General features: G+C 68.0%; 24 protein-coding genes. 12 read left to right on the forward strand and 12 right to left on the reverse strand.

Annotated features, from left to right (window positions below):
* Positions 1 to 18 precede the first annotated feature (18 nt).
* Entirely contained in the window at positions 19 to 579 is a 561-nt protein-coding gene (locus tag EV138_RS12815; protein WP_166678569.1) for a hypothetical protein, read from the forward strand.
* 65 nt (positions 580 to 644) lie between these two features.
* Here EV138_RS12815 and EV138_RS12820 read toward each other — a convergent pair whose 3' ends face one another.
* Complete coding sequence (locus EV138_RS12820) at positions 645 to 1,262, reverse strand: FMN-binding negative transcriptional regulator (RefSeq protein WP_133978965.1); 618 nt, start codon at positions 1,260 to 1,262, stop codon at positions 645 to 647.
* A 135-nt stretch (positions 1,263 to 1,397) separates the two neighbouring features.
* Here EV138_RS12820 and EV138_RS12825 point away from each other — a divergent pair, with 135 nt between their 5' ends.
* Positions 1,398 to 2,282, forward strand: a complete 885-nt coding sequence (locus tag EV138_RS12825) for a 5-dehydro-4-deoxyglucarate dehydratase (protein WP_202866704.1) — start codon at positions 1,398 to 1,400, stop codon at positions 2,280 to 2,282.
* The gene (locus tag EV138_RS12830) at positions 2,279 to 3,544 is read left to right on the forward strand and encodes a glucarate dehydratase family protein (protein ID WP_133978969.1); all 1,266 of its coding nucleotides are present in this window, start codon (positions 2,279 to 2,281) and stop codon (positions 3,542 to 3,544) included. The genes EV138_RS12825 and EV138_RS12830 overlap by 4 nt, the downstream gene beginning before the upstream one ends.
* Positions 3,545 to 3,663: 119 nt before the next feature.
* Here the strand turns inward: EV138_RS12830 and EV138_RS12835 are convergent, their stop codons facing one another.
* The 3 genes from EV138_RS12835 to EV138_RS12845 form a co-directional block, all read right to left on the reverse strand.
* Positions 3,664 to 4,467 (reverse strand): DUF2382 domain-containing protein, encoded by an 804-nt coding sequence (locus EV138_RS12835; protein ID WP_133978971.1) that lies wholly within the window; start codon positions 4,465 to 4,467, stop codon positions 3,664 to 3,666.
* Between the two features lie 86 nt (positions 4,468 to 4,553).
* Entirely contained in the window at positions 4,554 to 5,948 is a 1,395-nt protein-coding gene (locus EV138_RS12840; RefSeq protein WP_133978973.1) for an aromatic amino acid lyase, read from the reverse strand.
* A gap of 1 nt (position 5,949) precedes the next feature.
* Positions 5,950 to 6,963 carry an ornithine cyclodeaminase family protein gene (locus tag EV138_RS12845; RefSeq protein ID WP_133978975.1) on the reverse strand — a complete coding sequence of 338 codons (1,014 nt, stop codon included), beginning with the start codon at positions 6,961 to 6,963 and terminating at the stop codon, positions 5,950 to 5,952.
* Between the two features lie 158 nt (positions 6,964 to 7,121).
* Here EV138_RS12845 and EV138_RS12850 point away from each other — a divergent pair, with 158 nt between their 5' ends.
* Positions 7,122 to 7,820: a YqeB family protein gene (locus EV138_RS12850; RefSeq protein ID WP_133978977.1), complete on the forward strand. Its 699-nt coding sequence runs from the start codon at positions 7,122 to 7,124 to the stop codon at positions 7,818 to 7,820.
* A gap of 1 nt (position 7,821) precedes the next feature.
* Here EV138_RS12850 and EV138_RS12855 read toward each other — a convergent pair whose 3' ends face one another.
* Positions 7,822 to 8,670: a helix-turn-helix transcriptional regulator gene (locus tag EV138_RS12855; protein WP_133978979.1), complete on the reverse strand. Its 849-nt coding sequence runs from the start codon at positions 8,668 to 8,670 to the stop codon at positions 7,822 to 7,824.
* A gap of 101 nt (positions 8,671 to 8,771) precedes the next feature.
* Here EV138_RS12855 and EV138_RS12860 point away from each other — a divergent pair, with 101 nt between their 5' ends.
* Complete coding sequence (locus tag EV138_RS12860) at positions 8,772 to 10,199, forward strand: MFS transporter (protein ID WP_133978981.1); 1,428 nt, start codon at positions 8,772 to 8,774, stop codon at positions 10,197 to 10,199.
* Between the two features lie 34 nt (positions 10,200 to 10,233).
* Positions 10,234 to 10,620, forward strand: coding sequence for a pilus assembly protein CpaE (locus tag EV138_RS12865; RefSeq protein WP_133978983.1), 387 nt, complete (start codon positions 10,234 to 10,236; stop codon positions 10,618 to 10,620).
* Between the two features lie 24 nt (positions 10,621 to 10,644).
* Here the strand turns inward: EV138_RS12865 and EV138_RS12870 are convergent, their stop codons facing one another.
* Both EV138_RS12870 and EV138_RS12875 read right to left on the reverse strand, forming a co-directional pair.
* Complete coding sequence (locus tag EV138_RS12870) at positions 10,645 to 11,055, reverse strand: hypothetical protein (RefSeq protein ID WP_133978985.1); 411 nt, start codon at positions 11,053 to 11,055, stop codon at positions 10,645 to 10,647.
* Between the two features lie 70 nt (positions 11,056 to 11,125).
* Positions 11,126 to 11,842: a M15 family metallopeptidase gene (locus EV138_RS12875; RefSeq protein WP_133978987.1), complete on the reverse strand. Its 717-nt coding sequence runs from the start codon at positions 11,840 to 11,842 to the stop codon at positions 11,126 to 11,128.
* Positions 11,843 to 12,082: 240 nt separating this feature from the next.
* On the opposite strand from EV138_RS12875, the gene EV138_RS12880 reads away from it, so the two are divergent.
* Positions 12,083 to 13,390, forward strand: coding sequence for a sensor histidine kinase (locus tag EV138_RS12880; protein ID WP_238158099.1), 1,308 nt, complete (start codon positions 12,083 to 12,085; stop codon positions 13,388 to 13,390).
* Positions 13,387 to 14,124, forward strand: a complete 738-nt coding sequence (locus EV138_RS12885) for a response regulator (protein WP_238158414.1) — start codon at positions 13,387 to 13,389, stop codon at positions 14,122 to 14,124. Before EV138_RS12880 ends, EV138_RS12885 begins: the two co-directional genes overlap by 4 nt.
* Positions 14,125 to 14,691: 567 nt before the next feature.
* Here EV138_RS12885 and EV138_RS12890 read toward each other — a convergent pair.
* Positions 14,692 to 15,033 (reverse strand): MmcQ/YjbR family DNA-binding protein, encoded by a 342-nt coding sequence (locus tag EV138_RS12890; RefSeq protein WP_133978991.1) that lies wholly within the window; start codon positions 15,031 to 15,033, stop codon positions 14,692 to 14,694.
* Between the two features lie 167 nt (positions 15,034 to 15,200).
* Here EV138_RS12890 and EV138_RS12895 point away from each other — a divergent pair, with 167 nt between their 5' ends.
* The 3 genes from EV138_RS12895 to EV138_RS12905 are packed head-to-tail and all read left to right on the forward strand — an operon-like array spanning position 15,201 to position 18,243.
* Complete coding sequence (locus EV138_RS12895; RefSeq protein WP_133978993.1) at positions 15,201 to 16,256, forward strand: alpha/beta hydrolase; 1,056 nt, start codon at positions 15,201 to 15,203, stop codon at positions 16,254 to 16,256.
* Positions 16,246 to 16,992 (forward strand): esterase family protein, encoded by a 747-nt coding sequence (locus tag EV138_RS12900; protein WP_133978995.1) that lies wholly within the window; start codon positions 16,246 to 16,248, stop codon positions 16,990 to 16,992. The genes EV138_RS12895 and EV138_RS12900 overlap by 11 nt, the downstream gene beginning before the upstream one ends.
* Before the next feature lie 12 nt (positions 16,993 to 17,004).
* Positions 17,005 to 18,243: an ATP-grasp domain-containing protein gene (locus EV138_RS12905; RefSeq protein ID WP_133978997.1), complete on the forward strand. Its 1,239-nt coding sequence runs from the start codon at positions 17,005 to 17,007 to the stop codon at positions 18,241 to 18,243.
* Here EV138_RS12905 and EV138_RS12910 read toward each other — a convergent pair.
* The 3 genes from EV138_RS12910 to EV138_RS12920 are packed head-to-tail and all read right to left on the reverse strand — an operon-like array spanning position 18,235 to position 19,984.
* Complete coding sequence (locus tag EV138_RS12910; RefSeq protein ID WP_133978999.1) at positions 18,235 to 18,570, reverse strand: hypothetical protein; 336 nt, start codon at positions 18,568 to 18,570, stop codon at positions 18,235 to 18,237. The genes EV138_RS12905 and EV138_RS12910 overlap by 9 nt on opposite strands.
* Positions 18,567 to 19,595 (reverse strand): serine hydrolase domain-containing protein, encoded by a 1,029-nt coding sequence (locus EV138_RS12915; protein WP_133979001.1) that lies wholly within the window; start codon positions 19,593 to 19,595, stop codon positions 18,567 to 18,569. Before EV138_RS12915 ends, EV138_RS12910 begins: the two co-directional genes overlap by 4 nt.
* Positions 19,592 to 19,984: an ArsR family transcriptional regulator gene (locus EV138_RS12920; protein ID WP_238158100.1), complete on the reverse strand. Its 393-nt coding sequence runs from the start codon at positions 19,982 to 19,984 to the stop codon at positions 19,592 to 19,594. The genes EV138_RS12915 and EV138_RS12920 overlap by 4 nt, the downstream gene beginning before the upstream one ends.
* 60 nt (positions 19,985 to 20,044) lie before the next feature.
* On the opposite strand from EV138_RS12920, the gene EV138_RS12925 reads away from it, so the two are divergent.
* Positions 20,045 to 20,914 carry an amidohydrolase family protein gene (locus tag EV138_RS12925; RefSeq protein ID WP_238158101.1) on the forward strand — a complete coding sequence of 290 codons (870 nt, stop codon included), beginning with the start codon at positions 20,045 to 20,047 and terminating at the stop codon, positions 20,912 to 20,914.
* Here EV138_RS12925 and EV138_RS12930 read toward each other — a convergent pair.
* On the reverse strand, positions 20,900 to 21,700 hold the full coding sequence (locus EV138_RS12930) for an epoxide hydrolase N-terminal domain-containing protein (protein ID WP_133979003.1): 801 nt from the start codon (positions 21,698 to 21,700) through the stop codon (positions 20,900 to 20,902). The two genes, EV138_RS12925 and EV138_RS12930, sit on opposite strands and share 15 nt — an antisense overlap.
* Positions 21,701 to 21,823: the final 123 nt, after the last annotated feature.

A 21,823-nucleotide genomic window follows, 5' to 3' on the forward strand; every position in this document is an offset into this window, starting at 1 on the left:
CCGCCCCGTCGTAGCTGGATGCCGCCGAAGACGTGGCGCCCGGATCCGGCCTGGCCGGCCGCGCCCGAGGGCTGGAAGTTCTGGGTCGACGGCAAGGGCAACCCGGTCCGCGGACCCGTCGGCCGGTACGCCGGACCGTCGCGGCGGGCCGTCTTCGCCGGCGCCGGCGGGATCGCGTTGTTCCTGGCGCTGAACATCTGGGCGTTGTCGGCGATCGGCCTGTTCGACTCCGATCAGCCGGAGAGCCAGGCCGTCCGTGTCGTCGACGACAGCACGCCGACTCCGACACCGACACCCACTCCCCAGGCGCCGACCACGGTGCCCTCAGCGCCTCCGAAGGTCGAGAAGAGCTCGCTTCCCCCGCTTCCGCGGAAGACCCGGACGACGAAGAAGGTCGAAACGTCCGAGCGCACCACCCCGAAACCCACGAAGACCACCACCACGCCGAAGCCGCCCACCACGACCCCGTCCCACCGCCCCACCCGCGAAGAACTCCTCGCCGAATACTGCCGCCAACAAGGCTGGCCCCCAGAAGTCTGCGACCCCGACAACTGGAACCAGGACCCCCAGCACCCCTAACCCACCACACGCCACCCAGAACCTCCGAGGTACCGGGTGCCGCTCTCGGCGGATTCGTCGCAGGGTCAAGGAAGGTTGTTGGTCGTGCGCATGGCGGTGACGATGGGGCCGGCGCCTTCGGTTTCCAGGGTGGTGACGACTCCGGCGATGTCGGCGGTGGGGCGGTTCTGGGAGAGTTTGGCTTTGGCCTCGATGCGGGTGATGCGGAGTTCGAGGCCGACGATGGCGCGGAGTTGGCCGGCGACGTAGGCGGCCGGGGCGTCGTCCACGGACCAGGGGGCGGGGCGTGAAGACTCGTGCTTGCTGGTGAGGCGGCGGACGAGGCTGTCCAGCCAAGTGGCGTCGTCGTGGATCACGAGGTCGCCGTAGACGTGCGCGGTGACGTAGTTCCAGGTCGGGACCACCCGGCCGTGCTCAGCTTTCGATGCGTACGACGACGGGCTGATGTAGGCGTCCGGACCGGCCACGATCGCGAGCGCTTCGCCGAGGACCGGCGTCTTCCACTGTGGGTTGTTCCGGGCAACGTGGCCCAGCAGCGCACCCGCCTCGGCGTCGTACACGAGAGGCAGGAAGGTCGCCAGCAAGCCGTCGGCCGTGGCGGTGATCAGGTTCGCCGCGCCGTGGTTGGTCAGCAAGTCCTGCACCACGGCGTCATCCGCGGCGAAATGCGAAGGAACGTACATACAGCCAGTATCCAGCCGGGTCAGGGCTCCCAGAGCGACTGGCACAACTGGAGCTCCCGTTGCGGTGCTTGCTAACCTCGGTTGGCAAGCGCTTGCCGATGAGTGAGCGACCGCCACCCAGCAAGGGGTGAACCATTGTCTTTGCACCTCGATCGGCTGTCCTCCTTCCCCGTCACCGCGTTCGACGCGGACGGCAACCTCGCCCTCGGTCCGTACCGCGAGCACCTTCGCCACCAGATCGACGCCGACCCGGCCGCGATCTTCGCGTGCTGCGGGACCGGTGAGTTCTTCTCGCTCACCCTCGACGAGTACGCCGCCGCGGTGCGCGCCGCGGTGGCCGAGGCCGCCGGCGCCCTACCGGTGTTCGCGGGCACGGGGTACGGAACCGCGATGGCGGTCCAGTTCGCAGCGGCTGCCCGGGAGGCCGGCGCCGACGGGCTGCTGGTGCTACCGCCGTACCTGGTCAAGCCATCGCAGCAAGGCCTGCTCGACCATTTCAAGGCACTTGCGGCGCGGGCCGGGTTGCCGCTGATCGCCTACCAGCGGGACAACGCGATCTACACGCCCGAGACCGTCGCTGCCCTGGCCGCTGTTCCGGAGGTCATCGGGTTCAAGGACGGCCTCGGCGACCTGGACCTGCTCCAGCGCATCATGACCATCGCACCGGATCTCACCTATTTCAACGGACTCCCGACGGCCGAGGTCACCGCCCGGTCGTACGCGGCGATCGGCGTACGGGCGTATTCGTCGGCCGTGCACTGCTTCGCGCCGGAGATCGCGCATGCGTACGAGGGCGGTCTGGATGCGTTGCTCCCCGAGTTCTTTCTGCCCCTGGTCAAGCTGCGGGACAAGGGCGCCGGGTACGCCGTCTCGCTGGTCAAGGCGGCCGTCCGGCGCCGGTTCACCGACGTCGGATCCGTCCGCTCCCCGCTCACCGACCCACTGCCCGAACACCTGGAGGAACTGGACCAACTCCTGGACCAGGGCCTGACGATGGTACGGAAGGCGGCCGTCGCATGAAGCTCACCGACATCGTCATCACGCCGATCGCCATGAAGGACCCGCCGCTCCGCAACATCCAGGGCATCCACCAGCCCTACGCGCTGCGCTCGATCCTGCAGGTGCACACCGACGTCGGACTGACCGGACTGGGTGAGACGTACGGCGATCTGGCGATCCTCACCGCGTTGCGCAAGGTCGCGCCGCGACTGCGAGGACTCGACCCGTACGACCTGAACGGTCTCGAGCGGATCATCGACGAAACGCTCGGCCGCGCGGCCGGTCTCGCCACGCACGGCCTGGTCGGCGAGGCGAGTGACGAGAAGACGCTCGCCACTGTGCTGTCCGCCTTCGAAGTCGCCTGTTGGGACCTGCAGGGCAAGGCACTCGGTCGCCCGATGGTCGAACTGCTCGGCGGCAAGGTCCGCGACGCTGTCGCGTACAGCGGCTACCTGTTCTTCAAGCCGGCCGCGCACACCCCGTTGCCGGACTACCCGACCGATGACTGGGGTGAGGCGATGGATGCCGAGGGCATCGTTGCGCAGGCCCGGCGGATGGTCGACGGCTACGGCTTCAAGTCCCTCAAGCTCAAGGGTGGCGTGTTGCCTCCGGACGACGAGGCGGACGCGATCCTCGCCCTCAGGCAAGCCTTTCCGGACCATCCGCTGCGGCTGGATCCCAATGCGGGCTGGACTGTCGACACCAGCATCGCGGTCGGCAGGAAGCTCGACGGCGTGCTCGAGTACCTGGAGGATCCGACCGGCGGTATCGACGGGATGGCCGCGGTCGCCCGGGAAGTTTCGATGCCGTTGGCAACCAACATGTGCGTGACCGCCTTCAGTCACCTCAAGCCCGCAGTACTGGCCGATGCGGTCCAGGTGGTGCTGTCGGACCACCATTTCTGGGGCGGTCTGCGCCGGTCGCGCGACCTGGCCGCGATCTGCCGGACCTTCGGCATCGGGCTCTCCATGCACTCGAATTCGCATCTCGGCATCAGCCTGGCCGCGATGACCCACTTGGCCGGCGCGACTCCTGAGCTCACCTACGACTGCGACACGCATTACCCGTACTTGGTGGAGGACGTAGTACAGCCTGGCGCACTCGAGTTCGTCGATGGTGCGGTGGCTGTGCCGGACGGGCCTGGTCTCGGGGTGGAGCTGGACCTGGATTCGCTGGCGCGGCTCGCGGAGCAGTACGAGAAGTGCGGGTTCGACACCCGCGACGACATCACTCCGATGCGAGCCGTTCAGCCGGACTGGGATGCGGTGATCCCGCGATGGTGACGCACGGTCCGTTCGCCCCCAGCTGGGACCTGTCGGCGACCCGGCTGCGGCACAGCGCTGAAGCGTGCTGAGGGGCGGGCCGCCGCCATCCGGGCATGGATGGCGGCGGGCGCCGGGCGTTACTTGCGGTGTTTGCCGCCGGACTCGTCCTCGACGTCGATCTGCTCCTTGCGGACCGTGTCGCTGATCTGTTGTTCCTCGCGGACCTTCTCGGTCTCCAGGCCGACGCGTTCGACGGCGACGGTCTCCTTCGCGACGACCGGACGTTCCTCGTGCAGGACGACCTCGCGGTCCTCCTCGGCGATCTTGCCGCCGCGATCCGTGCCCTCGGCGACCGGCTCGCGGGTCACGTGGACCTCTTCGTGGCTGACCGGCACGGTGATCTGCTGTTCCTCGGTCACCACGTGCTTGCGCAGCCGGACGCGACCGGTCTCGACGGTTTCCGTGCCGGCCCGCAGCCGCTCCTCGGACCGAACCATCGACTCCTGCCCGGCGAGATCCTGATCGACCTCGCCACGCATGCCCTTACCCTGCATAGCGGCGTCCTGGCCGGCCATTCGGCCGTCGGCGTTCTGCGCGTTGCGGCCGGTCTGGTCGCGGCCCGGCATCGCCGCGGGCAGGCTGTAGTGCCGGTACAGCTCGGCCGCCTCGGCCTCCGACAGGTGCCCCTGATCGTCGATCCGCGGTGCGTCCTTGATCAGGTCCTTCGGCGCGCCGACGTGCAGGCCGTCCTGCTCGGTGTGCGCTCCGGTCAACGGGACAAAGGATTCCTTCGTCCCGAACAGCCCCGTCCGTACCGTCACCCACTCGGGCATCCCCGACAGATCCGAGGCGTAGAGGTTCGCCACCGTGCCGACCTTGTGGCCCTCGACATCGTAAACATCCTTGCCGATGGCCTGTTCCAGCTCCTGCGCGGTACTCATCAGTGCTCACATCCCCGTTCTGATTGTCGTCAGCAACTGTCTCTCCCGCCGAGTACCCGCAGTGACAGTCGACAAACAACCAGTGATCAGAGCAGTTTCGCGCTCAGCCGGTGCAGATCCACCCCGAACGGGCGATCCGCCTCGATCGGCGGCACGACAGCTGCGACCGAATCGAGAAACGCCTGCAATACAAGCGAAACAGGCCGCTTCGCCAGCGCAGTGGCTTGGAAGACAGCCAGCACTTCGCACGCCAGCACCTCACGCGCGAGCCGCACGGCGGCGGCCAATCCGCCCGCCGCCTCCCAGCTGAAAGACTGAACATCTTCCTGTCCGTTGGACGTCTCGACCGAACCGATTGCCGATGGCAACGAGAGCCGCCGCATCGCATGCACCAGCGCAACAGCCTTCTTGTGTACTGCGACCAGCCCCGCCTGTGGACCTGGCTCGTGAGCCAACTGGGCCGGCAGACCGGTCACCGCGGGATCGAGCAACCGATGAACCCGGGCAGCCGACACCTCCGCCGCATGAGTGAGCGCCGCCACCAGCTGATCGCAGTGCGCGGCGAGATCGATTCCGTGGAAGCCCGCCGTCCCGACGAACTCACCGTCGAGGAATGCCGGCGAGTCCGTCACTCCGGCAAAAGCCCGCTCGACCGCGTCGGCCAGGCGTCTGACGGATCGCTCGACGTTGGCGATCACCTGCCCTGCTACCCGGAACGACACCGGCGCTTGCAATGAGCGCGGTTCGTCTTCCGGCCCGGCGAGCTCCAGCAATCTGGTCAGTTCGGCGGTCAGCACGTCGTCTCCCCTTCCACACAAGGGGTTGTACGGATCGCGGCTGGCGCCGATGACGGCAATCCCTGCAGCGGCAGCGAAGCGCTGCTGCTCAAGCAGCTTCGCCGCCTGAGAGAGCTGTAACCACGCCCGTCCGGTAGCTCCCGGAATCCCTGCCAGCAGAGCGATTCCCTCCTTCGGACCCAGCTGGAACGAGGTCGGCGGAGCTGCAACCGCGTCTCCGCCACCGAGCACCGATCCAATCCCCACCAGCGGTCCGAACGCGTGTGCCAGCGGGATGATCTCCCCTGCCGAACCAGCGCCCTCGACAGGGATCGCGGGAACGACACCACTGTTGAGGAGTTCAACCAGTTGAAGGCACAGTTCGGCGGACACACCCGCGTCGCCGGTGAGAAAGGTACGCAAGCGAGCAACGACAACGGCTCGTGCTTCGTCGACCGGCAGCCAAGGCGGACCGCCGACTGCCCTGGCCAGCAAGAGATTCCGCTGGTGCACCGCCTGTTCCGGCTCACTCAGCCGAACCTTGCTCATGGCCCCCATCCCGGTGTTGACCCCGTAGACGGGATCTCCGGCGCGCAAGGCCGACAGCACGGCGTACCGGGTGGTGTTGAGGCGGTCGATCAGGTTGCGGGTGAGCTCGATCGGCGCGCGGTCCAGGGTCAGGTCCTCGGGTTGGTCGATCAGCATGTCAGTGGAACCTGAGCATCGTGCCGACGTCCGCCGTCTCGGCACGACGCAGGATCAGGTGGGCGATCGCCACGTCCAGCAAGGCGAGTCCGCGATGCCAGAAGAGGTTGCGCTCGGCATCGTTCTCCCGGCCGGGCTTGTGTCCCGCCACGATCTGCCCGAGTTCGGCGTACAGGGTGTCCGGTGAGAGCCGGCCGGTGTCGACGTGACGGCGCAGTGCCCCGAACCGGCCGGACTGCGCCTCACGCCAGTCGTCCACGACAACCTTGTCCATCACGTCGAGCAGGTCCAGCTCGACAGCGCTGACCGTGCCGTACGGGACTACGAAGGCGCCCGGCTTCACCGCAGCCGTTCGCAGCAAGGGCTCGGGCTCGGTCAGCCGCGTGGCCTCGACGATCACGTCGGCGCCGTCGAAGGCCTCCTCGGCGGTGGCGACCACCCGGACCGGCGTGGACAGTTCGGCGGACAACTCCGCCGCGAACTTCTCCCGCGACTCCGGCCGCCGCGACGTCACCCGGATCTCGTCGAGGTCGAACAGATCGTCGAGCATGGTGACGTTCCACCACGCCGTACCGCGGGATCCCGCGTGGCCGAGGATCTTGCTGTCCCGGCGGGCCAGCCGGCGCGCGCCGACCGTGGTCATCGCGCCCGTCCGCGCGGCCGTGATCATCGTGGCGTCGAGCACTGCCAGCGGGATGCCGGTGGTCGGATCGAACAGGGTGGCCATCGCCAGCTCGCTCGGAAGCCCGACTTTGTAGTTGGGGACGAAGTCGCCGACGACCTTCACTCCGCTGATGCCGTGATCGCCGAGCCGGTTGAGATGGCCGCGCAGCACGTTGAAGTGCCCGATACCGCCGTTGTCCGGCTGCAGGTGGACCCGCGGCTCGAAGCTCGTCTCCCCCTCGCCGTGATCGCGGACGGCCGCCTCCACCGCGTCGACGATCTCCGTGCGGGTCAGGCCGAGCGAGTCGATCTCCGGCCCGGACAGGAACCTCAACCAAATGCCCTCAGCCATCAGCCCTCCGCGCTAGTCGTCTCCCAGCATCGTGCCAGCAGCGACTTTCGTCTCTCCCAGGGCCTTGCGTGCCGACTTCGGTATCGGGCTTCGGCGGAACCGCTGATCGGAGCTTCTCGCGCTGTTACGTTCGCCGGACAGACGAGGAGGCACCAGCCATGAGCACGGACACGGCGACAGTGATCGGGCACTCGACGTCCGACAAGGCGGTGCTGTTCGGTGGGCTGCCGCTGGCCGGGGCGGCGTTCGGATTCTTCCTGCCGCTGATCGCCGACTGGGCCGCCGGGCAGAAGTGGGTCCCCTTCCGGCGTCCGCTCGAGCTGATCGCGTCTTGGGACAGCTGGTGGGCCGTGATCGCTTGCACGGCGGCAGGGCTGATCGCGGGGGTCGTGCTCGCCGGGATGGCGTTGGAGGACACCCTCAGGGTGACGATCACCAACAGCGGGATCGAGTTCTTGAAGAACCAGCGGACGGTGCGCGTACGGCGTGAGCAGGTAGCCGTGGTGTTTCTGGACGGCCGGGAGATCGTCGTGCAGGACACCTCGTCGCGGGAGCTCGCGCGCGAACGGCATGACCAATTGAAGTCCGCTGCGCAGCAGATCCCGGCTGCGTTTCGCGGGCACGGGTATCCGTGGTCGGAGGCGGGCGATCCACATGGGGACAAGTTCCGGCGCTGGGTGGAGGACGATCCCGAGTTGCCGCCGACGGTCAACGCCGTACTGCGGGCTCGATCGAAGGCGTTCGGTCAGGGCGACAAAGGCAAAGCCGATCTGCGCGAACTCCGCGACGAACTCGGCAAGCTGGGTTACGTCGTACGGGACAACAACAAGTCCCAGTACTGGCGGGCCGTCGCCTGAACTAGACAGCCGGCAAAGGCTCGCGGGTCAGTAAGGGGAGTTTGGCGGCGGTGGCTTCGTCGGAGGGGGAATAGGTGACTATGTGCGGGCTGGCGGAGTTGGGTTCGAGCCAGAGGTTGCTGGCGAGCATGTGGAGGTCGCCGACTTCGGGGTGGTGGTAGTGCTTGCGGGCGGTGGTCGGCGCCATCACCTCGTGCCGGTCCCAGAGTTCACGGAACTCGGCGGATTCCGCCTGCAGTCTGTTCAGCAGCGCCTTCCAGGCCGGCTCGCCCAGGTTGGCGGTCATCGACGCGCGGAACTTCGCCGTCATCAGCCGCAGCGTCAGGTCGAGATCGTTCATCGTCGCCCGCACCTGCTCGTGGGTGAACGCCAGCCAGATCATGTTGCGGTCCTCGTCCGGCACCGCGTCGAGATCGCAGAACAGCCGCCCGAAGCTGCGGTTGTAGGCGAGCAGGTCGAAGCGGGCGTTCTGCACGCTGGACGGGAACGGGTCGAGCTGGGCGATCATCAGCCGGACCGCCTCGCTGACCGGGCTGTAACTGTTCGCCGGGGTCGGATCGATGGATCCCGCCAGGCTGAACAGGTGGTTGCGCTCGGACCGGTCCAGCCGCAACGTCCGGGCGATCGCGTCGAGCACCTCGGCCGAGACCTGGATGTCGCGCGCCTGCTCGAGCCAGGTGTACCAGGTCACCCCGATGGCGGCCAGCTGCGCGACCTCCTCACGCCGCAGCCCCGGCGTACGGCGTCTGCGGCCGGCCGGCAGGCCGACGTCCTCAGGGGTGAGCCGCTCCCGCCGGCTGCGCAGGAAGCTTGCCAACTCGTCCCGCCGCGGGCTGTCGGTTGCGTCCATGACACCAGAATGGCACCGCCCTCAAACCGGTACCAGGTGCAATTTGTACCAGGATAAGGAGACTCTGGTACCAGGCTGAGCATCATCTCAGGGTGGTACGCATGACCACACAGCTGGAAGTGACCACCCGGCCCGCGGCCGCGGCCACCGGGCACCTGAGCGGGCTCGGTCTGCTGGCCTTGCTGCTGTCCGGGGCGCTGCCGATCCTCGACTTCTTCATCGTCAACGTGGCGCTCCCCGCGATCGACGCCGATCTCGACGCCGGCCCGGCGCTGCTCGAACTCGTCATCGCCGGCTACGGCGTCGCGTACGCCGTCCTGCTGGTCGTCGGCGGCCGGCTCGGGGACGCCCTCGGCCGGCGACGCATGCTGCTGATCGCCTTGACCGCCTTCATCCTGACCTCGCTGGCCTGCGGACTCGCGACGACCGCACTGCTGCTCGTCGTCGCCCGAATCGCCCAAGGCGCCTCCGCCGCACTCCTCAACCCGCAGGTCCTCGCGACCATCCAGACCGCCACCACCGCGGACCGACGGAACCGGGCCGTCGGCCTGTACGGCGCGGTCGCCGGCGTGGCGATGGTGATCGGCCAGGTTCTCGGTGGCTTGCTGGTCGCCGCCGACTTCGCGGGCTTCGGCTGGCGCACGGTCTTCCTGGTGAATGTGCCGATCGGCCTGGCGACCCTGCTGCTGGCTTCCCGGACGGTGCCGGCCACCCGCGCGGCCAAGCCGGCTCCGATCGACCGGGCGGGAACGATCTTGCTCAGCTTGTTGCTGATCCTGCTGCTCATCCCGTTGAGCGAAGGCCGTGCGGCCGGCTGGCCGATCTGGTCCTGGCTCAGTCTGGCCGCGGTGCCTGCGGCGGCGTACGCGCTGTTGCGGGTTGAACGCGCGAAGGAGCTCCGCGGGGTCCTTCCGCTCTTGCCCACCAGGCTGCTCAGCGTCCCCGCGGTACGGACCGGGCTGGTGCTGATCGTGCCGTTCTCGATCGGGTTCGGTGGGTTCATGTTCGTCTTCGCGATCGCGTTGCAGCAGGGGCTTCACCTCGGACCCGTCGAGGCCGGGGTCGCGTTGGCGCCGTTGGCCGTCTGCCATCTGACTGCCTCGCTGGTCGGCCCGCGCTTGGTCAACCGCTTCGGCACCCGGGTCCTGGTCGGCGGCGGGCTCACACAGATCGTGGGACTCGCGGTACTGGCGGCCGTCGTACTGCGGGAGTGGGAGCACCTGACACCGCTCATGCTCCTGCCGGGGATGGCGCTGTGCGGCTTCGGCACCGGCTCTCAGATCCCGGTGATGTTCCGGGTCGTGCTGTCCGGCGTACCGGCTGAGTTCGCCGGTGTCGGAAGCGGTCTGATGGTGACGATCCAGCAGGCGTCGCTCGCGGTCGGGGCCGCGCTGATCGGCACGGTGTTCCTGTCGCTGACCGGTCCCCTGCACGGATCCGGTGGCGCGCTGGCCGGAACCATCGCCGCGATCGCCGTCCTCATCGGCCTGACCGCGACGCTGGCGACCCGGGCCGAACTCGCCGGTTGATGCGGGACTTTGAGTGGGTGGGGAGGATGGAAGAGTGATCACGGTTGAGCAGGCGAGGCGGTTGCGCAAGGCCGGGGCGCTCTGGGTGCCGAGCGCCGGGGACCGGTTCGTGGTACCCGACCGGGAGATGGACGACGACGTGTTCGTGGTCAGCGACATGACCGTCGAGGTGCACGACTATCCCGGCGGCAAGGTGATCGGCTTCAACGGGACCACCGAATGGGCACTGGACAGCATCGAGCAGCGCGAGGTGATCTGGTTGCCGCGCGAGGAACAGCTGCGCGCGTTGCTCGGTGCGCGGTTCCGGCGGCTGGAGGCGGTCCCGGAGGGTTTTGCGGTGGTCACCGCCGACGGCACCTACGTCTCCCCCGATGCCGAGCAGGCGTACGCCGAGGCTCTCCTCGACCTGCTGGACGGCTGAAGGCTCCGATTCGACGGACCCGGGTCAGCGGATCAGGGCCTCGCGCAACTCGGCGGCACGGTGCGCGACCCGCTCCCGGGAACCAGCGGCGAACCGGTGCAACTGGGTGTCGAGGATCGCGGCGGCCTGCAGGTGCGTGACGTCGAGGAGCTCGCGCAACCGCAGTACGGCGACCTCCCGGTCGGGCGCGTCCGCGATCGCCTCGAGCACCTCGGTACGCCGGTCGAAGGCGCGCAGCAGGCCCTCGTAGATCTCCAACTGCGTGTACGCCGACCGGTCGGGCTCGATCGTTCCCGGGTGCACGCTTCGATCGTCCCCCTTCGAAGCGCTGTGGTCGAGAGACGCACCGCGAACGACCTGCCGCCACAACGCCGGTACTACGGGCCGGCGTGACCGGGTGGAACCACGGGTGATCATCGGGGCATAGGTCGTCATCGGTTTGCGCTCCTCGTTGTCATCTGGCGGGTGCGGTCTCGGTCAGGGTCCTGCTCGGCGGCCACCGGGATCAGCCGGCCTCGGCGGCGCCGCTGACCTGCAGCGCCGGGCAGTGCTTGCCCGGTGTGGTGAGCGCCTCGAAATGCCAGGGCTCGTTGTCGTAGCGGCGGCACAACCCGTACCGCCAGCCGTTCTTCTCCAGCCACGTCATCGCGCTCCGCGGGCCGATGTCGACGGCCTTGCCCTTCACGTGCGCGGACTTGTCCGGCGGCAGCACCCAGCGGATCGCTTCGCGGTACGAGCCGTACTTCGCGATCGCTGCCTTCAGCAACTGGTTCTGCTTCGCGACGCTGCGCCGGGCGGAGGTGATGCTGATGGTGATCCCGTCCGCCTTGGCGGCAGCCGTCGCCTTGCGCAGACGCGACCTCATCCTCGGGGTCAGCCCGAGATCGCTCTCCTCGGCGTACACCGGCCTGGTCGTCTTCACCGGTTCCGTCGGATCCGCGGTGGGCTTGGTCTTCGGAGGGTTGGTGGGCGTCTTCGTCGGCTCGCTCGCCGGCGGCAGGGTGGCACTGGTCTCGATCGCCGGCGGTTTGTTGCCGGCAGCACCTGAACCGGCGACGACCGGCTGCTTGTCGGCGGCCGAGTCCCCGTCGAGCAGGTCGCCCAGCCGGCCGTGCCAGATCACGAGTGACCCGATCACGAGGCCGGCCACGACCAGACCCGTCACGGACAGCAACCGGGTTCGCGCCTGGTTCGTCCGGCGCGGCGGCAGCTCGTTGGTCATGGGGTACAGCCTCTCGGTTCAGCACGGTCGATACATCGGCCCCAGGGACCGTCCTCAGCAGCCGGAAGTGGGACCTGGGTATGGGGTCGGACGCCCGGGCTCCTCCGAAAGTTGGAGTCGGCAGCCGTCCGGGCGCAGGAACCGCAGGCCGGCGCGCGCGACTACTCTGAGCAAGTAAGAGCGTCGAGTGAGCCGTCGAGAGGCATCCGGGTGTTGAACTTCTGGCGACGGTTACCGTCCGTGCAGCAGGACCTGCTGCTCGCGACGGTCATCGGCGTCGGGTGGTTCTTCGGGCTCGCCCTGATCAACGGCAGCGGGTTACGGCCGGCCAACCCGAGTGTCTCCGTGGTCGCCGGGATCTTCCTGGTGTTCACCGTGGCCCTGGTCCGGCGATTCCCCCGGGTCACCCTGGTGGTCGTCTCGGTGCTGTATCCGCTCTTCTACGCGGCGGCCGAGACCGGGCTCGCCGAGCAGATCGGGCTGGACATCTTCCGGGCCCCGGCGATCAGCGACGCGGCTCTGCAGTCCGAGCTGCATCTCGTCCCCTTGCTGGTGGTCGGCTACCTGGCCGCGTCGAGCGGCGTCCGCCGATTCACCACCTTGTTCTTCACGATGGGCAGTCTGTTCGCGTTGATGATCTGCCTGCCCGCGGTCGTCGCCATCGTGCTGAGCAACCGGCCGGACATCACCCGGTACGGCCCGCGGTACCAGAAACTTCCGACCGACATCTCCAGTCTCTACAGCTACATCGACGTGTCGCTGTTCGTCTTCGCCGAAGCCTTGATCTGCGGCATGGTGCTGCTCGGCGCCAACGCGCTGCGCCGCCGCAAGACGATGCTGGTCCTCGAGCAGCGCAACGCCGCGCTGGTCCGGCTCCGGGCGATCGAGGCCGAGCGAGCCGCGGCCGCCGAGCGGACCCGGATCGCCCGCGACCTGCACGATGTCGTCTCGCACCACATGAGCGCGGTGGTGATCCGCGCCCAGGCCGCCGACCGGGTGGCGGACCGCAACCCCGAGGCGCTGCGCGAGGCGGTCCGCTGGATCATTGCCAGCGGCAAGGAAGCGCTGACCGCGATGCGGGAGACCGTCCGAGTGCTGAACACCGCGACGTCCAGCAGCGGCGCCGAGACCGCCCCGGTTCCGGACCTGTCGGACGTCACGCGGATGGGTGAGCGGCTGAAGGCGGTCGGTGTCGAGGTGACGATGGACCTGCCGAGCCGCACCCAACTGGCCTCGGCCACCGACCTGACCGCAGTACGGATCATTCAGGAGGCGCTCACCAACGTGATGGTGCATGCCAAGGCCACGGCGGCGCAGGTCAGCTGGCAGAGCGGGCCGCAGGGTGACCTCCTGACCATCGACGACAACGGCACCGGCGGACCGCCGCCGGCGAACGCGCTGGAGACCGCCCGGCGGAACGAGAGCGGGCGGGGCAACGGATTGATCGGAATGCGCGAACGAGCGAACGCGGTCGGTGGCACCCTCGCCCTGGCCGCCGGACCACTGGGTGGATGGAGAGTGCAGGCATGGTTGCCGCCGCAGAGGTGAGCGAACAGATCCGGGTCCTGGTCGCCGACGACCAGGGCGTGATCCGGATGGGGCTGGCGATGATCCTGGATCACGAGCCGGACCTCACCACGGTCGCGCAGGCCGGCGACGGCGAGGAGGCGCTCCGGCTGATCGAGCAGTACGACCCCGACGTCGTGCTGATGGACATCCGGATGCCGGTGATGGACGGGCTGGTCGCCACCGAACGGATCACCCGGGCGAGCAAGGAGTCCGGCCGCAACCGGCCCGCTGTCCTGGTGCTGACGACTTTCGACGACGAGGCGTACGTGCTGAGCGCCGTACGGGCCGGGGCTTCCGGGTTCCTGTTGAAGGACACCGATCCGGACCTGCTGGTCTCCGCAGTACGGGCCGTGCATCGAGGTGACTCACTGGTCGACCCGGCGTCGACGCGGGTACTGCTGGAGCGTTGTGTCGAACTCGAGCGCCGGGTCGGCGGCGACGAGCCCGCACCGGCGGCGGCCCCGGACGCGCGATGGGCCGGGGCATTGGGGCAGTTGAGCGACCGCGAACGGGAGATCCTCGTCTGGATGGCCCGCGGCCTGTCGAACCGCGACCTGGCCGCGAAGCTGTTCGTGAGCGAGACGACGGTGAAAACCCACGTCAGCAACGTGCTCTCGAAGCTCGGCCTGTCCAGCCGGGTCCAGGCCGTCGTCGTCGCCTACGAAGCCGGCGTGGTCCGCCCCGGCGAAGCCGAGGTCAACTGGGACGCCTAGGTCAACGCGTAGACGGCCCCCACGGCCACGGCGATGATCAGCCCAACAGCCAACAACTGAACACGAATCGACGCCTGACGGCGCTGCGGCAAGAAGTCCCCGGTCATACCCCCAGCGTCCCTCGCGAAACCGTCCCACCCATCCTCCCCAGGAACGGTTCGGGCCTCATCCCTAGGAATGACAACTTCGTTGCCCAGAGCCCCTGTACGTCGAGCCCGCATCACGCCTCCTACGTCGGCCGCTCGACCCACCCACCCCCAACCGCCGGCTGCAGCTCGCTACCTGCCGCCGAACCGCACGCTGCGGAGCTGCACTGGGTCCATCAGTCCCCTGGCATTTGTCTGCTGGAGCACAAGTTGGTGCAACCGGCTGTCAGTTCCGCGGAGGTCTCGGTCAAGGACGTGCGAAATCAGCTGAGAGCCGGTGACTTCAGATGCGGATGGGCTGGGTTGATACGTGCGGCAGGAGGCGAGCTGCAGGTACGGCGAGCCGCGACGGAGGAGCGGCGGGGTGGGGCGGGTGGGTCGAGCGCCGACGCAGGAGGCGCGAAGCGGATCGTCGTACGGGTCACTCGCCGAAGTACTCGGCCGCTACTTTCTTGGGGACGCACAGGCGCCAGGCGTCGAGGATCAGTTCGCGGAGTTCGGTTCGGTCGATCGCGGCGAGGTTGACCTCGATCCACTGGTAGCGCTCGTCGGACTTGCTGGGTGGGAGGAACTTGTCCGGGTACGCCGCGATCGCGGCCGCCCGTTCCTCCTTCGGGAAACCGATGCCCATCTGCTTCTCGTCCCGCGACAGCGCGAGGTACACGATCTGCCCGACGCGGAACTTGATCCGGTCCCGGACCAGGACCTCGTAGCTGCGCGGCAACCCTTCGGTGACCGCCCGGATGTCAGCCAGCTCGACCATGTCCGCGACCCTACTTCTCAACCCTGACAACGGCTGTCAGTGTTCACAGATTTCCCACGTCCACTACACAGAGCGATCGATTCAGCACGTCGACACGCCTGTGATCTCGGCCTCGCGCGTACGCATAGGTTTTCGGGGAGCCGGGAGGGACGCCGTACGGTGGGCGGATGTCTGAGACAGCGGTGGTGAGTGCGGTGGAGGGGGCCGAGGTGGTGTTCCGCCTCGCGGACCCCGAGCACGCGCTGCACGGGGTGCGGCTCTGGGAGGAGTTGGGGATCGCCGCTGAGCTGCTGGAGTTCAAGCCGGTGGACTACGGCTGGGAGCTGCGGTTGCCGCGGCCGTCGGTGCACCGGATGGAGTACTTGTTCGACATCGCCGACGCCGGGATGCGGACCGACCCGACCAACCCGCGAGTCGTCGGCGGCGCGTTCGGTGAGCACTCCTGGCTGCCGCTGCCCGGGTACGTCGAACCGCGGTGGATCGACATCGAGCCGATCGCGGCCGACGTGACCGCGCTGCCGGTCGATCCGACGCCGGTGGGACAGGTCGATGTCGAGGTCTGGGCTCCGAGCGGGATCGCCCCGAGCTTCGAGCTGCCGCTGCTGGTCTCCCACGACGGCCCGGAGTTCGCGGCGTACGCGGGCCTGACGCACTACACCGGCGCGATGGTTGCCGACGGCACCCTGCCGCCGTTCCGGCTGGCGCTGGTCCGGCCGACCTCGCGAAACCTCTGGTACGCCGCCAACCCGCAGTACGCCGAGGCGTTGACCCAGAGCGTTCTGCCCGCCGTCACCTCGCAGTACAAGAGCAAGTTGCCCGTGCTGATGGGAGCGAGCCTCGGCGCGCTGGCAGCCCTGTACGCCGAGTGGAACCACCCGGGCACTTTCGCCGGGCTCTTCCTGCAGTCCGGGTCGTTCTTCACACTCAGCACGGATCCGCAGGAAGCGAAGTTCGAGTACTACGCCGAGGTCACCGCCTTCGTCAACCAGGTGCTCGCGGCAACCGAGCCTCCGAGCCGGCCCGCGATCGCGATGACCGCCGGGACGCCGGAGGAGAACGTGCACAACAACCGGGTGATGGCAGCGCACTTGACTGGCCTCGGTCTCCGCGTAGCCTTCGACGAAACGCCGGACATGCACAATTTCACCGCCTGGCGTGATGTGCTTGATCCCTGTCTGACGGGTCTACTGCGGCGCACCTGGAGTGAGGCTGATGGAACGTGAACAGGTCGAGCTGGAGGCACCTGGGCTGGACCGGCCGGGAACTCTGATCCGGTACGGGCACTACGGGCGACCGGTGCTGGTGTTCCCGAGTGAGCAAGGCCGGGCCTGGGATTACGAGAGCAACGGCATGGTCGGTGCCGTCGCGGACCTGATCGAAGCGGGCAGGATCAAGCTGTACTGCGTGGACTCCTACGACCACGTCAGCTGGTCGGACCGGAATCTGCCGCTGGAGGAGCGCGCCCGCCGGCACGGCGCGTACGAGTCGTGGATCCTCGACCAGGTCGTGCCGGCGATCGGCAGTGACACCCCGGGTGCCGCGGACATCATCACCACCGGCTGCAGCCTGGGCGCTTTCCACGCGCTCAACTTCGCGATGAAGCGCGCCGACCTGTTCCCGATCGCGATCTGCCAGTCCGGCAACTACGACGCGGCCAGCTGGCACCCGTGGGGCGAGCGCGGCGACGCGCTGTACTTCAACAACCCGGCGGACTACCTGCCCAACCTGGAGGGCGACCACCTCGAGTGGCTCCGCAACCGGGTGTTCCTGGTGCTCACCGTCGGCCAGGGCGACTGGGAGACCCACCCGACCGGTTCCTTGCCGTCGGCGCGCGCCATCAGCGCAGTACTGGCTGCCAAGGGCATCCCGCACGACCTGGACCTGTGGGGGTACGACGTCGCGCACGACTGGCCCTGGTGGCGCAAACAGATCGCCCACCACCTGCCTCGATTCTGTTAAGGAGCCTCGCACATGTCTGACCGCTCTCAGCATCTGATCGGCCTACTGCTCGGCGCCGAGGAGGACTGGCCGCAGGCGTTCGAAGCGCTCCTTCGCCAGGTCGGGCCGGTGACCGACACCGCGGGGACCACGCACGAGTTCAGCACCGAGCGGCTGTCCATCGAGCCGTTCGACCTGAACGATCCGGTCCGGGTCGGGCTGGTGATCGACCGGCTCGCGTACTGGTACTACCACCCGCGCGAGTGGCTGAAGAAGGCCGCGCTGATGAACGGCACCTACCTGCTGAACTCCCCGTTCACCTTCCAGTCGATGGAGAAACACAGCGCGTACTGCGCGATGCTCCGGCTCGGCCTGAAGATCCCGCGGACCGTCCTGGTGCCCTACAAGAACCCGGTCGACAACGTGCGCTGGGCGTACACGTCGGCGAAGTACAACAAGCCCTTCGACCTGGACGCGATCGCGGACGACCTCGGCTATCCGATGTACATGAAGCCGTTCGACGGCGGCGGCTGGCGCGGCGTCTCCCGGATCAACAACCCCGACGACCTGCACAAGGCCTACGACGAGTCCGGCGAGATGCTGATGCACCTGCAGGCGACGGTCGAGTACGAGAAGTTCGCCCGCGCGCTGTCGATCGGCGCCGAGACGATGGTGATGGACTTCCGCCCGGACGAGCCGATGCACAACCGGTACGCCGTCTCGCACGACTTCCTCAGTCCGTCGGCCGGCCACCAGGCGGTCGCGATCAGCCGGATCGTCAACGCGTTCTTCGGCTGGGAGTTCAACTCCTGCGAAATGCTCGTGCACGGCGATTCGGTGCACCCGATCGACTACGCGAACGCCTGCCCCGATGTCGCGATCACCTCACTGCACTACTACTTCCCGTGGGCGATCAGCGCGCTGGTGAAGTGGTCGGTGTTCTCGCTCGCGACCGGCCGGAGGACCAAGGTCGACCTGCACACCGAGCGGTACTTCGCGATCGCCGACGACGATTCGCTCGACTACGACGCGAAGATCGACGCGTACCTGGGCCTGGCCGACGAGTACTTCGAGACCGCGAAGTACCGCGAGTGGTGCGCCGAGAACCTCACCGACTTCGACGAGCGACTCGTCGACTGGGTCCGCGGCGACGACTTCGACCGCATCCTGCGCGAGACGGTCGCGGCCACCTACCCCGCCCACGAGCAGGAGAAGTTCCTGGCCCACTTCCGCGGCCTCACCGGTTTGTGGGTCGCGGACCAGTCAAAATAGAACGGCTATCAGGGCCGCGGCGATCGCCAGTTGGATCGTCACCGAGGTCGCGCGCCGCCCTGGCCTGCTGGCATCCGTCCAGCGCAGGTCTGGCCATGCCCACCCGGCCAGGACGACATCTACCGCCAGCAGGACGAGGCCGATCAGCCACAGCCACGGTGGGAACGCCTGCCAGTCCACAGTCGCGCGTGCGAAGAACAGGAAGAGGATCCCGGCCGCGACGATCAGTACGAGGTCCAGCCGGTCCCGCAGCTTGCGCCGGTGGATCTGCCACAGGGCGAGCAGCGGGTAGCCGATCGCCAGGACCAGCGCGAAGGCCGTTCTCATGACTGCTCCGCCAGCAGTTTGGTGCCGAAGTCGTCCACCGAAGCCGCCACATCGGACAGCACGACCACGGCCCGCTTCCGCTCCAGATCGAGACCGACGAACGAGCGGTAGCCGCCGGTACCTCCGTTGTGCCACACCATCGAGTGATCGGTTCCGGTCAGCGGGCTGGTGAGCCAGAACAGCCCGATCCGGTCGCCGTCGCCGAAGTCCTTCCTAGCAGCCAGTGCCTCGACGCCGGTGCCTCTCAGCAACGACTGCAGCATCAGTGCCATGTCGCCCGACGTGGACACAACCCCTCCGGCCGGACCGTACCCGTCCTGGACCCAAGGCGCTTCCTTCCGCCCGCCTGAGCTGTAGCCGACCGGCGCCGTCGCGGTCACCTGGGTCTCGTTCATCTGCAGCGGTTGGAGCACTCGTTCCGCCAGGACCTCCGAGTAGCTCTTCCCTGCTTTCCTGGCGAGCGCCTGACCGAGCAGCGCCGCGCCGAGATTCGAGTACGCCGGTTTGCCGCGACCGCCGGTGCCGGCTGCTTTGGCTTGGTCGATCACCTGCTTCACGTCGTACGGGTAGGGGTTGGCTGCGGACCAACTGGCGAGGAGTGACCGCGTGACGACCAAGGGCTGGTGTGAGGTGTTGGGCAGGCCCGATGTGTGCGTCGCCAGTTCCTCCAGCGTGGCGTTGGCGACGTCTGCTCCTTCGAGGGGAAGCATCGAGCCGACCTGCTGATCCAGCTTCACCTCGCCGCGGCGTACCGAGTCGGCGAGCAGCAAGCCGGTCAACGCCTTGCTGATCGAGCCGATCTCGAACCGGCTGTGTTCGTTGGCTCCCCGGCCGGCGAACACCATCGAATTGTCACCGATCACCGCGACGGCCAGCCGGTGTCCGGGCCCTTCGTAGTCCTTGTCGATGAAGGCCTGCAGTTTGTCGTCGCCGGTCCGCGCTGCCTCCAGGTCCAGACTGCGCGGCCGGACCAGCCAGCCCCCGGCCGTCACCGCGATCGCCAGCAGTACGGCGATGAGTTTCATGCTGACCTCTCCAAAGCAACCAAGATCGCCAGTAGTGCGTCCACCCGGTTCGGCGGTACGGCGAAGACGCCGCGGCTCGGGCTGTGCAGCCAGCCTTCGGCAGTCAACTGCCGCAGATGGTGGTAGATCTGCCCGCTCGTGCCAAGACCCTGGACCGCACTGAGCGCAATGACTGTGCTGGTCCCACCCAGGATCTGCTGCACCAGGGTCAGCCGCACCGGGTTCCCGAGTGCGGCGAGCGCCCCCGCCCACACCGTCCAGTCCAGCCCCAGGACGGCATCTTCTGTGGGCTCGATGTCGTGTGGACGAAGTCGGGTCGACGCGCCGGATTCCAGCGCGGCGATCCGCCGTTCCAGCTCGGCGAGCCGGTTATCCACAGCTTCTTCCACACTGTGGATAGTACGTAGTTACGTAGCTATTGCAACTACGCGAGACTCTAAAGTGGCGTGGTGCGCGATGACGAGGTACCGGCATGGTGGCAGCGGCTCGGGGTGGACGGATTGATGGATGTGCACGTCCACTTCCTGCCGGACGCGGTGATGGACGCGGTCTGGCGGTACTTCGACCAGGCAGAAGAGCACTACGGCAGGGCCTGGCCGATCACCTATCGAACGCCCGTGGCCGAGCGATTGGAGACGCTGCGCGCACTCGGCGTACGGCGCTTCCCGGCGCTCGTCTACCCGCACAAGCCGGACATGGCGGCGTGGCTGAACCAGTGGGCCCGGGACTTCGCGGCCGCGACACCCGGCTGCGTCCCGAGCGGAACGTTCTTCCCGGAACCAGGCGCAGCGCAGTACGTGAAAGAGGCTCTGGAGCTGGACACCCGGATCTTCAAGGTGCACGTCCAGGTCGGTGATTACGACCCGCGCGACGACGAGCTCGACGCGGTCTGGGGTCAGCTGGCCGAGGCCGGCGTACCGGTCGTGGTGCATTGCGGGTCAGGCCCGATTCCCGGCAGCCATACCGGCCCGGGGCCGTTCGGTGAGGTGCTGCGCAGGCACCCACGACTGACCGCGGTCATCGCGCACCTGGGCATGCCGGAGTACGCCGAGCATCTCGCGCTGGCCGAGACCTATCCCAACGTGCACCTGGACACGACGATGGCGTTCACGCCGTTCGCGGAGGCGATGATGCCGGTCGACCGCTCGCTGCTGCCGCGATTGGCAGCACTGCAGGAGCGGATCGTGCTCGGGTCGGACTTCCCGAACATCCCCTACGAGTACGCGGTCCAGCTGGAATCACTGGAACGCCTCGAGCTCGGCGACGACTGGCTCCGCGCCGTCTGTCACCACAACGGCGCGCGGCTACTCGGCGGGTAGCTCCTCAATCGGCAGCCGGGACGCGAACCAGGCAAGCGTGAGGCCGGTCAGCAGCGCGTCCCGGTCGAGGTCCAGGTTGACCAGTTGGGCGTTCCAGGCCAGAAGTGCGGTGCTGAGCACCAGCGCCGAGATCTGCTGGCTCTCGGTGAAGGCAGTCAGGTTCCCGTTGAACCAGCGCACCTCGGCGAGCTCGGCCGCGTCCAGTCCCCGCTGCTGGGCCTGCGCTTCGGTCACTTCCGTGTACGCCGGGGTCGCGTCGAGCCCGAACTGGTCATCGCCGACCTGGTAGTCGCCGTACCCCAGGCGGCGCATCAGCTCGTCCCAGCCGGCCGCGCTCCGCCGGCTCGGTGAACCCCCCGGAGGACCGGTCAGCGCCGTCCAGGCGATCGACGGGATGACCAGGTGGTGGTTGCCCGTCGCCTCCAACCGGCCGGCCGCCTCCAGCACGTCCATCACACCACTCGGCCAGGCATGGGTGAGCAGCGCCGGCCGGGCGTCGGGGTTGGCGGACCGCAGGTGCAGGAAATGCACGAACTGCCCGCTGATCTCGGTGCTGTAGTGGCTGTAGGCGTTCAGGCGGCGCTCGTGCACCCGCCAGTCGTAGCCGGTGACCCAGTAGTCGAGCAGGTCGTCGGCATAGACGGCCGGGACGATGCGGTCGAGGCCCGCTGCTATGTAGTCACCGCCCGCGCGGAACGTCCGGAGCCGCTGGTACAGCGACTCCAGTTCGGCCTGCGGCACCTGGAGCCGGAGCTCCCGGACCTCCGCAGTTCGCTCGATTCCCACCCGACGACCTCCACACATCTCCCCGTACCGACCGCATCTCCCCCAGCATGATGCGCCGAACCACGAGTTGGTTCGGTGCTGACTTCCTTTCTAACGAGGCTCGGCGCCGTTCGGTTGGTCCCG

It is taken from the genome of Kribbella voronezhensis, assembly GCF_004365175.1.
Taxonomy (GTDB): domain Bacteria; phylum Actinomycetota; class Actinomycetes; order Propionibacteriales; family Kribbellaceae; genus Kribbella; species Kribbella voronezhensis.

Bases quoted from the DNA above. Each gene is read 5' to 3' on its own strand.
- EV138_RS12820 (WP_133978965.1), bottom strand. From the start codon at position 1,262: ATGTACGTTCCTTCGCATTTCGCCGCGGATGACGCCGTGGTGCAGGAC.
- EV138_RS12845 (WP_133978975.1), bottom strand. From the start codon at position 6,963: ATGGCTGAGGGCATTTGGTTGAGGTTCCTGTCCGGGCCGGAGATCGAC.
- EV138_RS12850 (WP_133978977.1), top strand. From the start codon at position 7,122: ATGAGCACGGACACGGCGACAGTGATCGGGCACTCGACGTCCGACAAG.
- EV138_RS12855 (WP_133978979.1), bottom strand. From the start codon at position 8,670: ATGGACGCAACCGACAGCCCGCGGCGGGACGAGTTGGCAAGCTTCCTG.
- EV138_RS12815 (WP_166678569.1), top strand. From the start codon at position 19: ATGCCGCCGAAGACGTGGCGCCCGGATCCGGCCTGGCCGGCCGCGCCC.
- EV138_RS12900 (WP_133978995.1), top strand. From the start codon at position 16,246: ATGGAACGTGAACAGGTCGAGCTGGAGGCACCTGGGCTGGACCGGCCG.
- EV138_RS12895 (WP_133978993.1), top strand. From the start codon at position 15,201: ATGTCTGAGACAGCGGTGGTGAGTGCGGTGGAGGGGGCCGAGGTGGTG.
- EV138_RS12905 (WP_133978997.1), top strand. From the start codon at position 17,005: ATGTCTGACCGCTCTCAGCATCTGATCGGCCTACTGCTCGGCGCCGAG.
- EV138_RS12860 (WP_133978981.1), top strand. From the start codon at position 8,772: ATGACCACACAGCTGGAAGTGACCACCCGGCCCGCGGCCGCGGCCACC.
- EV138_RS12840 (WP_133978973.1), bottom strand. From the start codon at position 5,948: ATGCTGATCGACCAACCCGAGGACCTGACCCTGGACCGCGCGCCGATC.
- EV138_RS12915 (WP_133979001.1), bottom strand. From the start codon at position 19,595: ATGAAACTCATCGCCGTACTGCTGGCGATCGCGGTGACGGCCGGGGGC.
- EV138_RS12910 (WP_133978999.1), bottom strand. From the start codon at position 18,570: ATGAGAACGGCCTTCGCGCTGGTCCTGGCGATCGGCTACCCGCTGCTC.
- EV138_RS12835 (WP_133978971.1), bottom strand. From the start codon at position 4,467: ATGAGTACCGCGCAGGAGCTGGAACAGGCCATCGGCAAGGATGTTTAC.
- EV138_RS12870 (WP_133978985.1), bottom strand. From the start codon at position 11,055: ATGACGACCTATGCCCCGATGATCACCCGTGGTTCCACCCGGTCACGC.
- EV138_RS12890 (WP_133978991.1), bottom strand. From the start codon at position 15,033: ATGGTCGAGCTGGCTGACATCCGGGCGGTCACCGAAGGGTTGCCGCGC.
- EV138_RS12875 (WP_133978987.1), bottom strand. From the start codon at position 11,842: ATGACCAACGAGCTGCCGCCGCGCCGGACGAACCAGGCGCGAACCCGG.
- EV138_RS12830 (WP_133978969.1), top strand. From the start codon at position 2,279: ATGAAGCTCACCGACATCGTCATCACGCCGATCGCCATGAAGGACCCG.